At 61.4% G+C, this 15,051-nt stretch carries 13 protein-coding genes; 3 read left to right on the top strand and 10 right to left on the bottom strand.

The annotated features are described in order from the left end of the window. Positions 1-2: 2 nt before the first annotated feature. From LGM20_RS18690 to LGM20_RS18670, 5 genes are all read right to left on the bottom strand, one after another. Positions 3-707 carry an ABC transporter ATP-binding protein gene (locus LGM20_RS18690; RefSeq protein ID WP_023288751.1) on the bottom strand — a complete coding sequence of 235 codons (705 nt, stop codon included), beginning with the start codon at positions 705-707 and terminating at the stop codon, positions 3-5. Further along, complete coding sequence (locus LGM20_RS18685; protein WP_044521518.1) at positions 694-1,530, bottom strand: ABC transporter ATP-binding protein; 837 nt, start codon at positions 1,528-1,530, stop codon at positions 694-696. The genes LGM20_RS18690 and LGM20_RS18685 overlap by 14 nt, the downstream gene beginning before the upstream one ends. After that, positions 1,523-2,356 carry an ABC transporter permease gene (locus tag LGM20_RS18680; RefSeq protein WP_032455042.1) on the bottom strand — a complete coding sequence of 278 codons (834 nt, stop codon included), beginning with the start codon at positions 2,354-2,356 and terminating at the stop codon, positions 1,523-1,525. The genes LGM20_RS18685 and LGM20_RS18680 overlap by 8 nt, the downstream gene beginning before the upstream one ends. After that, a complete protein-coding gene (locus tag LGM20_RS18675; protein WP_044521521.1) occupies positions 2,356-3,378 on the bottom strand; it encodes an ABC transporter permease in 1,023 nt (340 codons plus the stop codon). The genes LGM20_RS18680 and LGM20_RS18675 overlap by 1 nt, the downstream gene beginning before the upstream one ends. Positions 3,379-3,498: 120 nt before the next feature. Next, entirely contained in the window at positions 3,499-5,067 is a 1,569-nt protein-coding gene (locus LGM20_RS18670; protein WP_032455044.1) for an ABC transporter substrate-binding protein, read from the bottom strand. 205 nt (positions 5,068-5,272) lie between these two features. Here LGM20_RS18670 and LGM20_RS18665 point away from each other — a divergent pair, with 205 nt between their 5' ends. Next, complete coding sequence (locus LGM20_RS18665) at positions 5,273-5,968, top strand: GNAT family N-acetyltransferase (protein WP_044521523.1); 696 nt, start codon at positions 5,273-5,275, stop codon at positions 5,966-5,968. A gap of 140 nt (positions 5,969-6,108) precedes the next feature. Here the strand turns inward: LGM20_RS18665 and betA are convergent, their stop codons facing one another. The 3 genes from betA to betI are packed head-to-tail and all read right to left on the bottom strand — an operon-like array spanning position 6,109 to position 9,860. Continuing rightward, entirely contained in the window at positions 6,109-7,773 is a 1,665-nt protein-coding gene (gene betA, locus LGM20_RS18660; protein ID WP_044521524.1) for a choline dehydrogenase, read from the bottom strand. 13 nt (positions 7,774-7,786) lie between these two features. Beyond that, on the bottom strand, positions 7,787-9,259 hold the full coding sequence (gene betB, locus LGM20_RS18655) for a betaine-aldehyde dehydrogenase (protein ID WP_044521525.1): 1,473 nt from the start codon (positions 9,257-9,259) through the stop codon (positions 7,787-7,789). Positions 9,260-9,272: 13 nt separating this feature from the next. Beyond that, positions 9,273-9,860 carry a transcriptional regulator BetI gene (betI, locus tag LGM20_RS18650; protein WP_023288759.1) on the bottom strand — a complete coding sequence of 196 codons (588 nt, stop codon included), beginning with the start codon at positions 9,858-9,860 and terminating at the stop codon, positions 9,273-9,275. A 128-nt stretch (positions 9,861-9,988) separates the two neighbouring features. Here betI and betT point away from each other — a divergent pair, with 128 nt between their 5' ends. Next, complete coding sequence (betT, locus tag LGM20_RS18645; RefSeq protein ID WP_023288760.1) at positions 9,989-12,022, top strand: choline BCCT transporter BetT; 2,034 nt, start codon at positions 9,989-9,991, stop codon at positions 12,020-12,022. 46 nt (positions 12,023-12,068) lie between these two features. Here betT and ivy read toward each other — a convergent pair whose 3' ends face one another. Continuing rightward, entirely contained in the window at positions 12,069-12,515 is a 447-nt protein-coding gene (gene ivy, locus LGM20_RS18640; RefSeq protein WP_023288761.1) for an Ivy family C-type lysozyme inhibitor, read from the bottom strand. A gap of 225 nt (positions 12,516-12,740) precedes the next feature. Here ivy and LGM20_RS18630 point away from each other — a divergent pair, with 225 nt between their 5' ends. Next, the gene (locus LGM20_RS18630) at positions 12,741-13,997 is read left to right on the top strand and encodes a mechanosensitive ion channel family protein (protein WP_044521528.1); all 1,257 of its coding nucleotides are present in this window, start codon (positions 12,741-12,743) and stop codon (positions 13,995-13,997) included. On the opposite strand, the gene LGM20_RS18625 is transcribed toward LGM20_RS18630, so the two are convergent. After that, positions 13,994-14,887, bottom strand: coding sequence for a LysR substrate-binding domain-containing protein (locus tag LGM20_RS18625; protein ID WP_023288763.1), 894 nt, complete (start codon positions 14,885-14,887; stop codon positions 13,994-13,996). The genes LGM20_RS18630 and LGM20_RS18625 overlap by 4 nt on opposite strands. Between the last annotated feature and the right edge of the window lie 164 nt (positions 14,888-15,051).

Below are 15,051 nucleotides of genomic sequence, written 5' to 3'. Positions count from 1 at the left end.
CCTCACTTCATCCGGTGTTCCCCGTTGAGCAGCGCTTCGCGATCGAAAAAGCGCTGGATCACACCCTCCGCCATAAACGCCGCCCGATCGGACATATGGGCGATGACATCGGCATCGTGGCTGACCAGCAGATAGGTCATGCCGTGCTCCTGTTTCAGGCGATTAAGCAAATTGAGGATTTCCGCCTGCACCGACATATCCAGCGCCGAGGTCGGCTCATCCAGCAGCAGGATCTGCGGACGCAGCAGCAGGGCACGGGCAATGGCCACGCGCTGCCGTTGACCGCCGGAGAGCTGGTGCGGATAGCGGCGTGCGGCGTCGGCGGCCAGACCCACCTGCTCAAGGGCGGTGGTTACCCGCGGGGCAACGTCGCGGATGCCATGGATCTGCAGCGGCTCCGCCAGGGTGCGCCACAGGGTGTGGTTGGGATGCAGCGAAGCATACGGATCCTGAAACACCATCTGCACATTGCGTCGCAGCTCGCCCTGAAAGCGGGCGCCCGGCGCGATGGCCTGGCCCAGCAGCGCCATGCTGCCGCGCCATTCGCGCTGTAATCCGGCGAGCACGCGCAAAATCGTCGATTTGCCGCAGCCCGAGGCGCCGATCAGGCTGAAGGTTTCCCCGGCGTCGACACGGAAACTGGCGGCGGAAACCGCCGTCTTCGCGCCGAATGTTACCTGTAGATCCTTAAGATTAACGATCGCCATGGGTCGTCTCCGTAAAGTCCTGGGTTCTGTCGAGGGTCGGCAGCATCTGACCGTAGGTTTGCGCATTTGGCCGGCAGGTCCACAGGGTGCGGGTATAAGGGTGCGTCGCGGTCGGCAGCGCCCGCGCCGGCATCTCATCGAGCTGTCTCCCCTGGTACATCACCAGCACGCGATCGCAATGCGCGGCCACCAGCGGTAGATCGTGGCTGATCAGTAACATGGCCATCTGCCGCTGCGCGCACTGCTCCACCAGCAGCTCGAGGATCTGGTTGCGCAGGCGGGCGTCAAGGGCCGAGGTCGGCTCGTCGGCTATCAGCACCCTCGGGTTATTGAGCAGCGCGAGGGCGATCATTACCCGCTGCCCCATCCCGCCGGAGAGCTCGCCGGGATAGCGGCTGAGGACCGGGAGATCCAGACCGACGGCGGCGATGGCGTCTTTGACCGCCTCGGCGCGAGCGCGGCGGCGGAGACGCTGATGCAGGGTTAACGCCTCCTCCAGCTGCGTCTGAATGGACTGCACCGGATTCAGCGCATAGCGCGGATCCTGCAGCACCATGGCGATATCGTTGCCGCGCAGTTCGCGCCAGCCGCGGGCGCTGAGGGTCAGCACATCGCGCCCCAGCACCTCCAGCCGTTCGGCACTCACCACCCCGGGCTTGCGCACCAGGCCCATCAGCGCCCGGGCGGTCATCGATTTGCCGGAGCCGGATTCCCCCACCAGCGCCAGCCGCTCGTTGCCGAGGGTGAAGCTGACGTTGTCCACCACCCGGGCGGTGGGGTAGTCGACGGCGAGTCCCTGGACGGTCAGTCGGATGTCAGTCATGTTGCGGCTCCAGAATATCGCGCAGGCCATCGCCCAGCAGGTTAAACGCCAGGCTGGCGAGCAGGATCGCCGCGCCGGGGATGGCGGCGATCCACCACTGATCGAAAATCACCTGCATCCCGTCGGCAATCATCGCTCCCCACTCCGCCATCGGCGGGCGGGCGCCCAGGCCGAGAAAGCCGAGCCCGGCGGCGGCGAGGATAATGCCCGCCAGATCGAGCGCCAGCCGGACAATCGCCGACGGCAGACACAGCGGCAGAATATGGCCGACCAGCAGCCGCCAGCCGCGGATGCCCAGCATCTCCGCCGCGGCGAGGTAATCGCTATGGCGCAGGCGCTGAATTTCGCTGCGCGCCTGCCGGGCGTAGGCCGGCCAGGTAGTCAGGGCTAACGCCAGCGCGCCGTTGACCAGCCCCGGGCCGAGCATCGCCACGAACGCGAAGGCGAGGATCAGCCGCGGCATCGACATCACCACGTCGGTAAAGCGCATCAGTATCCGCTCCAGCCACCCGCCATAGTAGCCGGAGAGAATACCCACCAGCAGACCGACGGGCAGGGTAATGGCGGTCACCAGCGCGACCAGACCCAGCGCCGGACGGGCGCCGTAGAGCAGGCGCGACAGCAGATCGCGGCCGTAGCTGTCGGTGCCGAGCCAGTGCCCCGCGCCCGGCCCCTGCAGACGGGCGGCGGCATCCTGCCAGTTGGGATCGTGCGGCGCCAGCCACGGGGCGAACAGCGCGGTCAGCACCAACAGGATCACCAGGGTCAGACCGCAGAAGGCGGCGGGTGAGCGGCGCAGACGGCGTAAAAACAGATAAGTCGGCATCAGCGCACCCTCGGGTCGGTTAACCGCACCAGCAGGTCGGTCAGGTTATTGATCAGCACAAAACTCACGCCGATCAGCAGCGTGCCGCCCATGATCGCCGTGGTATCTCCGGCGAACAGCGCGGTGGTGAGGTAGCGACCGATCCCCGGCCATGAGAAGACGGTTTCGGTGAGCACCGCCCCTTCGAGCATTGAGGTCCAGGCGAGGGCGGTTACCGTCAGCAGGGTGCCGCGGATATTGGGCAGAACGTGACGCAGCAGAATCGTCATCTCACCGGCCCCTTTGGCCCGCGCCAGCAGAATGTACTCTTTGTTCATTTCACTGAGACAGGCGGAGCGGGTCAGACGGGTGATGCTCGCCAGCGAGTAATAGGCCAGCACCAGCCCCGGCAGCAGCAGATGGCCGATAGCATTTTTGAAAGCCGCTGTATCGCCGGAGAGCCAGGTGTCGATCAGCGCAAAACCGCTGCGCGGCTCGACGGTGTACTGATAAATATCGTCGAGACGACCCGGGCCCGGCGCCCACTGCAGCCGGGCGTAGAACAGGGCCAGCATCAGCAGGCCGAGCCAGAATATCGGCACCGAGTTGCCCAACAGGGTAAAGGTGCGCACCGCCAGATCCCACGGCGAACCGGCGTAACGGGCGCACAGCACCCCGGCGACGATGCCCAGTACCGCGCCGACGATCAGCGCCAGGGTCGCCAGCTCAAGGGTCGCCGGGAAGACCGCCAGCAGATCGTGGAGCACCGGCTGGCCGGTGGCGCTGGCGATACCGAGATCGCCATGGGCCAGGTTGACCAGATAGTGCCAGAACTGCACCGGCAGCGGCTGGTCGAGACCCAACTGATGGCGAACCTGATCATAGGTCGACTGGCTGGCATGGTCGCCGACGATCTGCAGTACGCGGTCGACCGGCGACAGCGCGGAGAGCGAAAAGGTGACCAGCAGCAGCCCGAACAGCGTCAGCAGCAGGGTCAACAGCCCCTGCAGCAGGCGGGTAAGATGAGTGGAAAACGATGGCATGGAAAATGGAAATTCCTGGTATATCAACATGGTTCCCGGCGGCGCGACGCCCACCGGGTCCGGGTGGAGAAACGGTCATCCGGGCAGGGCGAGACCGCCGTGCCCGGTAACATAACCCGCTTACTTGGTCACGTTATCGTACCAGACCATGTCGGCGTTCAGCCCCTGCTGATAGCCCTTCACGTTATCGCGCACCACGATCTGGGTTTTCCCCTGGTCAATAAAGACGTATGGCGAATGCTGCAGCAGGGTTTCCTGCATCGTTTTGTACAGGTCGAGGCGTTTCGCCGGGTCCGGCTCCGCCACCGCGGCGAGGGTGGCTTTATTCAGCTCAGGGATCTGCCAGCCGTTGAGCCCGGCCACGGTGCTGGATTTACCATCGTTCCACGCGAAGGCGCTGGCGTTGGAATGGGCATCAAAGTAGTCGGGGATCCACAGGCGGATCGCCGCCTGATGCTGCTTCGCGCGCACCCGGGCATAGACCTGGCTGCCGGCGGCCGGCAGGAGATCTACCTTCACCCCGCCCTGGGCAAAGCTGGCCTGCAGCGACTGGGCGATGGTGATAAACGGCGGTTTGTTCTCCACGTCGAGGGTGAAGTGCGCATCCTTAATGCCCGCTTTATCAAGGATAGCCTTAGCTTTTTGCGGGTCGAAGGCGAATGGATTGGTCTCCAGCGCCCCCGGCAGGCCGGCCGGCAGGAAGCTTTGGTGAATAAAGTACTGGCCTTTCAGCAGATTTTTGGTAATGCCCTCATAATCGACCAGCCAGCGCGCCGCCTCCCAGAAGGCCGGATTATTGAGCAGCGGGTTGGCGCTGTTGGCGGTATTAAACACCAGATAGTTCTGCTCGGCGGACGGGATGCTCAGCACCTTCACGCCGGGTTTATCTTGCAGGGCGGCAATCTGGTCAGCGCCGAGATCGCGCGCCACGTCGGCATCCCCCTGCTGGATCAGCAGGCGGCGGGAAGCCGGGTCGGGGACGTTTTTAATAATGATGCTCTTGATCTTCGGCGCGCCGGTGGGGGAGCTGGCGTTGGCTTCCAGCACGATGGCCTGATGCGGCTGGTAGACGCGCATTTTATAGGCGCCGCTGCCCGCCGAGTGCATCTTCAGCCAGTCGTTGCCGAAGTCGTTATTTTTCGCGTTCGGCGCCACCTGTTTTTCATCAACGATGGAGGCGATGGGGGTGGAGAGAATATTCAGCGCCACCGCCGGGCTGACGTCGGCAGTCCAGTGCAGCGTCAGGGTATGGTCGTCAACCTTTTTCAGCTGGCTGGCGATGTTGTCCGGCTGCCAGCCGAGCACGTTGAGAATAAACGCCGGCGATTTATTCAGCGTCACCGCGCGGGTGTAAGAGAAAATCACATCTTCCGGGCGCAGTGGATTACCGGAGGCGAATTTGGCATCCGGCTTCAGTTTAATGGTCAGGGTTTTCGCCGCCGGGTCGGCCTGCCAGCTTTCGGCGAGGATCGGTACGATTTTTTCAGGGTTGTTGCGGTCTGGCTGTACCAGACGCTGGTAGAGGCTGGGCACCGTCTGAATGCTGGAGAGTTCGTTCGCTTCCGCCGGGTCGAGGCTGACGATATCGTCGAGACCCTGGGCGACCACCAGCGTGTTGGGCGGCGTGGCGGCATGCGCGGCGGCGGAGAGCGCCGTCAGTACCAGTAAAGGCAACAGTTTCTTGGTCATATGCAATCCCTGAAAAATGGTTATTTTAATTTTTTATGCTTCGCTACGTTAGGCCGCTTGCCAAAAGGCGTAAAGTCAAAATAAGGATATCCTTATGCTAAAAACGCATAATCAAGAACGACAGGTTATTGCCAGGCGTGCAGAAGCGCCTTTCTCCGCTGCTGGCTTCTTGCTATAACGCATTGTCTATTGCGAGGAGGTGGGTGTGCCGGAAATCAATGAGTTTGGCCAGCAGGTGAACGACCTTGTCCCTGGCTGGCAGGGGGCGCGAGTCCTGCGGCGAACGGCGTTAAATGGCCGTTTTTGTCGACTGGAGCCGCTGGACGTTGACCGTCATGCGGCGGATCTGTTTGCCGCCTATGCGCTCGGCGACAACAGCGACTGGACGTGGCTGGCGTCTACGCGGCCGGAGAGCGTGGCGGCGACCGCCCACTGGATCGCGGGCAAGGTGAATGATGATGCCCTGGTGCCGTACGCGGTGATTGACCTGCGTAGCGAGCAGGCGGTGGGTATCGTCAGCTATATGGCGATCGAACGGGAAATGGGCACGGTTGAGATCGGCCATGTCACCTGGTCGCGACGGATGAAAAACACCCCGCTGGGTACCGAAGCGGTCTGGCTGTTGCTGAAGAACGGCTTTGATCATGGCTACCGTCGGCTGGAGTGGAAATGCGATTCGATGAATGTCGCCTCGCGCCGGGCCGCCGAGCGGCTGGGCTTTAGCTGGGAAGGGCGCCTGCGGCAGAGGCTGGTGCGCAAAGGGCGGACGCGCGACAGCGATATGCTGTCCATCATCGATGGCGAGTGGCCTGCGCGCGATGCGGCGCTGCGGGCATGGCTGGCGGCGGAAAACTTTACTGCCGACGGGCGGCAGATCAAACGCCTGGAGGCGTTTCGCTAACATCAGAGGCTGTCCCGACCTTCCGGGAACGCCTCTGCGATTTTGACGCCGCCGATACCGGTGGCGTAAGTGGCTACATTAACCGCTGGCCGCCCGGACCGTAGGCCGGGCAAGGCATAGCCGCCGTCCGGCCTAAACGATTAGCGGCGAACCGGCGCGTCGCCAGCGACATAATACGCCGCGGTACTGCGCGGCAGCGGCTGACGGCCGCGAATGGCGTCAGCCATCTTCTCGCCGATCATAATGGTGGTGGCGTTCAGGTTGCCGGTGATGATCTGCGGCATAATTGACGCATCGACCACCCGCACGCCTTCCAGACCGTGGACCCGGCCTTCGCCGTCGACCACCGCCATTTCGTCGTAACCCATCTTACAGGTCCCGCACGGGTGGAAGGCGGTCTCGGCGTGGTTGCGCACAAACTCATCCAGCTCGGCATCGCTCTGGCAGTCAATACCCGGGCTGATTTCGCGGCCGCGATACTTATCCAGCGCCGGCTGGTTCATGATCTCCCGGGTGATGCGAATGGCGTCGCGGAACTCCTGCCAGTCCTGCTCATGGGACATATAGTTAAACAGGATCGCCGGGTGGGCGTGCGGGTCGCGCGACTTCAGACGCACGTGGCCGCGGCTGGGGGAACGCATCGAGCCGACGTGGCACTGGAAGCCGTGCTCTTTCACCGCGTTGGAGCCATTGTAGTTAATCGCCACCGGCAGGAAATGGTACTGAATGTTCGGCCAGGCGAACTCTGCGCGGCTGCGGATAAAACCGCCCGCTTCGAACTGGTTGCTGGCGCCGATCCCGGTGCCGCCGAACAGCCACTCGGCGCCGATCTTCGGCTGGTTCCACCACTGCAGCGCCGGGTAGAGCGACACCGGCTCTTTGCACTCGTACTGCAGGTACATCTCCAGATGGTCCTGCAGATTCTCACCCACGCCGGGGAGATCGTGCACCACCGGGATATCGAACTGCCTGAGCAGCTCGGGGTTGCCGACGCCGGAGCGCTGCAGGATCTGCGGCGAGGCAATCGCCCCGGCGCACAGCAGCACCTCTTTGTTGGCCGTCGCTTTTGACGGGATAGTGCTTTCCCCCTCCAGCCACTCGACGCCCACCGCGCGCTTGCCGGAAAAAATAATGTGATCGGTCAGCGCATGGGTGCGGATGGTCAGGTTGGGGCGACCGCGCGCCTGGTCGAGATAGCCGCGGGCGGTGCTGGCGCGACGGCCCTGCGGCGTCACGGTGCGGTCCATCGGACCAAAGCCTTCCTGTTGGTAGCCGTTGAGATCGTCGGTGCGCGGATACCCCGCCTGCACCCCGGCTTCAACCATCGCCTCGAAGAGCGGATTATTGCCCGGCTTCGGCGTGGTGACGCTCACCGGGCCATCGCCGCCGTGATAGTCGTTGGGCCCGATATCGCGGGTTTCCGTTTTCCGGTAGTAGGGCAGGCAGTCGAGATAGCTCCAGTGTTCCAGTCCCGGGGCGGCGGCCCAGTTATCGAGGTCCAGAGCGTTGCCGCGAATGTAGCACATGCCGTTAATCAGCGAGGAGCCGCCGAGCCCTTTGCCGCGCCCGCACTCCATGCGGCGGTGGTTCATATAGGGCTCCGGTTCGGTCTCGTAGGCCCAGTTGTAGCGTTTGCCCTGCAGCGGGTAAGCCAGCGCGGCGGGCATCTGGGTGCGAAAATCGAACCGGTAGTCCGGGCCGCCGGCCTCCAGCAGCAGGACGGTGGTGTTTGGATCTTCAGTCAGTCGTGTCGCCAGAACGTTGCCGGCGGATCCGGCGCCAATAATGATGTAGTCAAATTGCAAAAAAACCTCCCGGTTAAAATATGGACTGGAATTTACCCATCTCAACCTGGATGGACTTCACCTGGGTGTAACTCTGCAGGGTCATCACGCCGTTCTCGCGGCCAATACCGGAGTGCTTATAACCGCCGACCGGCATCTCCGCCGGGGATTCCCCCCAGCTGTTGATCCAGCAGATGCCGGCTTCCAGCTGATGAATGGCGCCGTGGGCGCGGTTCAGGTCGGCAGTGACGATACCCGCCGCCAGACCGTAGTCGGTATCGTTGGCGCGGCGGATCGCTTCTTCTTCGGACGCGTAGGTGAGGATGGACATCACCGGGCCGAAGATCTCCTCGCGCACGATGGTCATCTCATCGGTGCAGTCGGTAAACACCGTCGGGGCCACCCATGCGCCGTTGTCAAAGCCTTCGCCCTTCAGCACGTCGCCGCCGCACAGCACGCGCGCGCCTTCTGCTTTGCCTTTGGCGATGTAGCGCAGCACATTGTCACGGTGCGGGAAGCTGACCAGCGGGCCAAAGTTGGTGGTTTCATCGAACAGATCGCCCGCGCGGATGCGGCCCACGCGCTCAACGATTTTCTGCTCAAACGCCGCCTTCACCTTCGCGGGGACGAACACGCGGGTGCCGTTGGTGCACACCTGGCCGGAGCTGAAGAAGTTGGCCATCATGGCGATGTCGGCCGCGAGATCGAGATCCGCATCGTCGAAAATAATCAGCGGCGATTTACCGCCCAGCTCCATGGTGACCTCTTTCAGCGATGAGGCTGCGGAGTTGGCCATCACCTTTTTGCCGCTGGCGACGCCGCCGGTAAAGGAGACTTTAGCGATGCCCGGATGTTCAGTCAGGTACTGGCCGGTCTCCGCACCCACGCCCGGCAGGACGTTAAACACCCCGTCCGGCAGGCCCGCTTCGCTGTAAATTTCCGCCAGCCTGAGGGCGGTGAGCGGGGTGACTTCGCTCGGTTTGAAAATCATTGCATTGCCGGCGGCCAGCGCTGGCGCCGATTTCCACAGGGCGATCTGGATCGGATAGTTCCACGCGCCGATCCCGGCCACCACACCCAGCGGTTCGCGGCGGGTGTAGACGAACGATGTCTTGCGCAGGGGGATCTGACTGCCTTCCAGCGCCGGGATCAGCCCCGCGTAATACTCCAGCACGTCGGCGCCGGTGACGATGTCCACGGTTGAGGTTTCGGAATACGCTTTACCGGTGTCGAGGGTTTCCAGCTTTGCCAGCTCGTCGTTCCGCTCGCGCAGGATATCGACGGCGCGACGCAGGATGCGCGAGCGTTCCATGGCGGTCATCGCCGCCCAGATTTTTTGCCCGCGCCGCGCGCTCTCAACGGCGCGGTCGACATCCTCGCGTCCGGCAGCCTGAACGGTCGCCAGCACCTCGCCAGTGGCAGGGTTGATGGTCTCGAAGGTGCGACCGCTGGTGGCCGATGTATAACCACCATTAATATAAAGCTGCTGTTCTGCCATTCGGGACATAACGCCTCCTCGGTTATGGGTTCGGTAAATGCTGACGAATAAAGTGGCTGGTCAGCGACTGCGCCAGCGTCTTATCCAGCGGTTTGCCGCTGAGCGCCGCCCGCAGCCACAGGCCGTCTATCAGCGCCGCCAGCCCGTAGCCGGCCTCCTGGGCCTGCTCGCGCGGCAGCTCGCGGCGGAACTCGTACACCAGGTTTGACAGCAGGCGGCGGCTGCTCACCTGCTGCAGGCGGTAGAGCATCGGCTGGTGCATGCTGCTGGCCCAGAAGGCCAGCCAGGCCTTCATCGCCGCGCTGCTGATCTGCGTCTCATCAAAGTTGCCGCCGACTATCGCCTGCAGACGCTCTCCGGCGCTGCCGTCCGGCAGGGCGTGCAGACGGTTAAGCACCGCGTCGCGCAGCTGGCTGGTGATGTCGCGCATGGTCGCTTCCAGCAGACCATTTTTGTCTTTGAAATAGTGACTGATGATCCCCGTCGATACGCCCGCTCGCCGGGCGATCTGCGCGATGGTCGCGTCGTGCATTCCGACTTCATTTATTGCGTCCAGCGTGGCGTCGATCAGTTGCCTGCGCCGGATTGGCTGCATCCCCAGTTTGGGCATTTTTGCCACTCCATTCATCAGCGTTGGTTAACTATTAAAGCGGTTTTTGATTGGACGTTCAATATAAAATGTGTCTTAATTGTTACGTTATTGAATTTTAATAGTTACAAAAACAGTGGGGATACTGGATGACAGATCTTTCGCAAAACAGAGAAAAGGACAAAATCAATCCGGTGGTTTTTTATACCTCGGCCGGACTGATTTTGTTGTTTTCCCTGATGACGATCTTTTTTCGCGATTTTTCTGCCGAGTGGATTGGGCGCACCCTGGACTGGGTGTCGAAAACCTTCGGCTGGTACTATCTGCTGGCGGCGACGCTGTATATCGTCTTCGTCGTCTGCATTGCCTGTTCGCGCTTCGGCTCGGTGAAGCTCGGGCCGGAGCAGTCTAAGCCCGAGTTCAGCCTGCTGAGCTGGGCGGCGATGCTGTTCGCCGCCGGGATCGGCATCGACCTGATGTTCTTCTCGGTCGCCGAACCGGTGACGCAATATATGCAGCCGCCGGAAGGGGCGGGGCAGACCATCGAAGCGGCGCGCCAGGCGATGGTGTGGACGTTATTCCACTACGGACTCACCGGCTGGTCGATGTATGCCCTGATGGGCATGGCGCTGGGATACTTTAGCTATCGTTATAATTTACCGCTCACCATCCGCTCGGCGCTCTATCCTATCTTCGGGAAAAAGATTAATGGCCCCATCGGCCACAGCGTCGATATCGCGGCGGTGATCGGCACCATCTTCGGCATCGCCACCACCCTCGGCATTGGCGTGGTGCAGCTCAACTACGGTCTGAGCGTGCTGTTCGATATTCCTGACTCGCTGGCGGCGAAGGCGGCCCTGATAGCGCTGTCGGTGATCATCGCCACCATCTCGGTCACCTCCGGGGTGGACAAGGGCATCCGCGTGCTCTCCGAGCTGAACGTCGCCCTCGCGCTGGGGCTGATCCTGTTCGTGCTGTTCATGGGCGATACCTCCTTCCTGCTCAATGCGTTAGTGCTGAACGTCGGCGACTACGTCAACCGCTTTATGGGCATGACGCTGAACAGCTTCGCCTTCGACCGCCCGGTGGAGTGGATGAACAACTGGACGCTCTTTTTCTGGGCGTGGTGGGTGGCCTGGTCGCCGTTCGTTGGCCTGTTCCTGGCGCGCATTTCGCGCGGGCGCACCATCCGCCAGTTTGTGATGGGCACCCTGATTATTCCGTTCACCTTTACCCTGCTGTGGCTGTCGGTGTTCGGCAACAGCGCGCTGTATGAGATCATCCACGGCGACGCGGCCTTTGCCGGGGAGGCGATGCTCCACCCGGAGCGCGGCTTCTACAGCCTGCTGGCGCAGTATCCGGCGTTTACCTTTAGCGCGTCGGTGGCGACCATTACCGGTCTGCTGTTCTACGTCACCTCTGCCGACTCCGGCGCGCTGGTGCTGGGAAACTTTACCTCGAAGCTGAAGGACATCAACAGCGACTCCCCGAACTGGCTGCGCATCTTCTGGTCGGTGGCTATCGGTCTGTTGACCCTCGGGATGCTGATGACCAACGGCATCTCGGCGCTGCAGAACACCACGGTGATCATGGGGCTGCCGTTCAGCTTTGTGATTTTCTTCGTGATGGCCGGACTGTATAAGTCCCTGAAGGTGGAAGATTACCGCCGGGTCAGCGCCAGCCGCGACACTGCCCCGCGCCCGCTCGGCCTGCAGGATCGGCTGAGCTGGAAGAAGCGCCTGTCGCGGCTGATGAATTACCCGGGCACGCGCTATACCAAACAGATGATGGAGACGGTGTGCTTCCCGGCGATGGAGGAGGTTGCCCAGGAGCTGCGGCTGCGCGGCGCCGCGGTGGAACTGAAGAGCCTGCCGCCGGAAGAGGGCGAGAACCTTGGTCACCTCGATCTGCTGGTGCACATGGGCGACGAGCAGAACTTTATCTACAAGATCTGGCCGCAGCAGTACTCGGTGCCGGGCTTTACCTATCGGGCGCGCAGCGGGAAATCCACCTATTACCGGCTGGAGACCTTCCTGCTGGAGGGCAGCCAGGGTAACGACCTGATGGACTACAGCAAAGAGCAGGTGATCACCGATATTCTCGACCAGTACGAGCGGCACCTGAACTTTATCCATCTGCACAGGGAAGCGCCGGGGAACAGCGTGATGTTCCCGGATGGCTAGTCAGGGGAGCCCCCGTCGGGGAAAGACTGACGGGAGCGACGGGCCGTTACTGGTAGTTAAAAGCGTCCGGATGGTTGTCGAGGCTGCCGCTGAGGGCGGCAAACAGCACGGTTTTGCCATCAATGGACAGGGCGTCGCTGACGTTAAGCCAGGTCAGCTTCTCCTGGTCGGTTTTCTCATCGACCACCGAGTAAACGCCTGACATCTGTTTGGTTTTTTCCGACCAGATCACCGCGATACGCTCATGGCCGCAGTCGTGGGGTTTGCAGGCGCTTAGCACCTGCCAGGATTCGCTACCCAGCTTCACCGTCTGCGCCGGCGAACCGGTGCCGCCGGTGGTCACCCAGGCGGGCAGCTGATGGCCTTTGACCATCTGGTTAAACGACGCCCGGGTGGCGGTATCGTGGGCCAGACTGTTCAGCGTGACGTCGCCTTGCGCCATGACGCTGGCGGAGGCGGCTAAGGCGATAATAGCGGTAAGCGTTTTAAACATGTTTCCTCCTGGACTTATTCCGTCCTCATAACAAGCCTCTTTATAGTGAGCGTAGATAATGATTAATGCAAACTATGACATAAATCCCGCGAATGATTAGCAGCGGTGCGCGCATGGACGTTACGCTAAGCGATATGCCATGATGCGGATTGATTAAAATTTTCCAATATATGCCCTTGTGATAAAGCAGTTAGCGAAATGGCATAGTTATTCAGGCGATAAAGCATGGCGTATGTGAATCATCTACTGACGTTTATTGAGAGTAATCCGGCGCTGGCGGTGGGATTTAACCTTATTCTGCTGCTGCTCTCTGGCATATTTGCCCACCTTTTATGCAAGTTCTTGCTGATTAAAGTGGTGCGTAAGGTCTTCTTTGGCAGCCATAAACAGGACGTGCCGCTGGAGAAGGATCGACGCATCGCCGAAAAGTTGTCCAATTTCATTCCGGTTATTATCGTCTATTACGTTCTGCAGTTTATGCCAGCGATGCCGGCATCGCTGGTGACGGCGATTAATACCATCTGCGGGATCTTGTTTTTTATTTTTATGTCGGTGTTTTTCAACGAGATGCTGGATATTGTCAACAGCTCTTATCTGCGAAAAACCAAACGTAAAAATCATTCCATTAAGGGCTATATCCAGATAGGCAAAATCTTAGTCCACATCCTGGCGGCGATTATGATCCTCGCCGTGATGTCGAACAAATCGCCGATCATTATTATCTCCAGTCTCGGGGCGGTGGCGGCGGTGCTGATGATCGTCTTCCAGCATACCCTGCTGTCGCTGGTGGCGAACGTTCAGCTGTCGTCCAACGACGTGCTCCAGCTGGGGGACTGGATTGAAATGCCTGACAAAAACCTCAGCGGTGAGGTGACGGATATCGCGCTGCACACCATTACCATCCGTAACTGGGACAATACCATTTCCCGTATTCCCACCAAGAATTTCCTCACCGAGACCTATACCAACTGGCAGGCGATGTTCTCCTCCGGGGCGCGGCGGATCATGCGCAGTATCGCCATCGATCAGCACTCAGTGCGTTTTCTCAACCAGGAGATGCTCTCCTCGATGCTGACCATCCGCGGGGTAAGCGAGCCTCTGACCACGCTGCTTGACGGTCGCGATCCCGGCGGCGTGGCGGACCGCTGGTTTGTCGATAACGGCCTGACCAACCTGACCCTGTTTCGCCACTACCTGATGCACTATCTCGCCGAGCGACCGGATATTATTAAGGAGATGTATATTGTGGCGAGGACGCTGAAACCGTCGCCGTCGGGCATCCCGTTAGAGATTTACTGCTTTACCTCTTCGACGCTGTGGAAAGACTACGAGAATACCCAGTCGGCGATATTTGAGTACATTACCGCGGTGGCCGGGCAATTTTCCCTGCGCCTCTATCAGTATCCCGCCGGGCACGATTTCTGGCGTCTCTCCCAGGAGCACGCCGCCCAGGCGGGCCTGCCGCCGTCGGCGGAAGGCTAAGCGCTGAGCTGCTGGCGCCAGAGGGCGATCTCCTCCTCCAGCCAGGCGATGAACCGGGCGACTTCCGGGCGGTTCTCCGCCTGCGGGGAGACGGTCAGCCAGTAGTGCCAGGGGTAGGGGACGGTGACGGCGGTGAGCTGCACCAGCTCGCCGCGGGCTATCGCCCCCGCCACCAGCGAGCGCCGCTCCAGCGCCACGCCCGCTCCCAGGCGAACCGCCTCCAGCACCAGGTTGGAGTCGTTCAGGCGCAGGCCCGCAGGGATGATGGTCTTTTCCAGCCCCGCCTGGCTGCACCAGGCGTTCCAGGACTCCATGGAAAAAACGATATCGCTGGCGGCGATCGCCTGCGGGGTGGTCGGCAGGTCGCCGCCGCGATAGTGCGGCGCGGCCACCACCAGCTGTTCATCGGCAAACAGATGTCGGCTTTCCATCCCCTCCCAGTCGCCTTGCCCCATGCGAATGGCCAGATCGATACCCTCCTGCTGCAGGTTAACCACCGCCAGGCTGGTCAGCAGGCGCACCGCGATCTGCGGATGCCGCGCCTGAAAGCGCGCCAGCCGCGGCAGCAGCCAGTGGCAGCCAAAGGAGGGGAGCGTCGCCAGGGTCAGTTCCATCGTGCGGGGTTTGATCTGCACCATCCGCGTGGCGTCGGCGATGTGCTGTAACGCCTCGCGGATTTGCAGGGCATAAAGCCGCCCCTCTTCCGTGATGCGCACCCCGCGGCCGTGGCGGACAAACAGTGTGACGCCGACCAGGGCTTCCAGCTGTTTGATGTGCTGGCTGACCGCCGAATGGGTCACGCTCATCTCGTGGGCGGCCTGCGTCACGCTGCCGAGGCGCGCCACCGCCTCAAAGCTGCGCAGGCTGGCGACAGGGGGAAAATCTGCCATGGTGATCTCTCTTGTCAGGGCGTCAATACGTTAACGTTACTACCGGGTTAGCGGGTTTTAAAGCCGCTGCGAGCAGACAGTGGACGGGCTTCAGGCGCTCTCAGTCGGTATAACACAGGGGAGACAGGCGGACTACCCCGTGGCGCTAATTTGTTAGTTTTTCT

The sequence above is a fragment of the Klebsiella quasipneumoniae subsp. quasipneumoniae genome (assembly GCF_020525925.1).
In the GTDB taxonomy this organism is placed as follows: domain Bacteria; phylum Pseudomonadota; class Gammaproteobacteria; order Enterobacterales; family Enterobacteriaceae; genus Klebsiella; species Klebsiella quasipneumoniae.
Note: the sequence above shows the minus strand (reverse complement) of the source record. Positions and strands in the feature narration are given on the sequence as shown.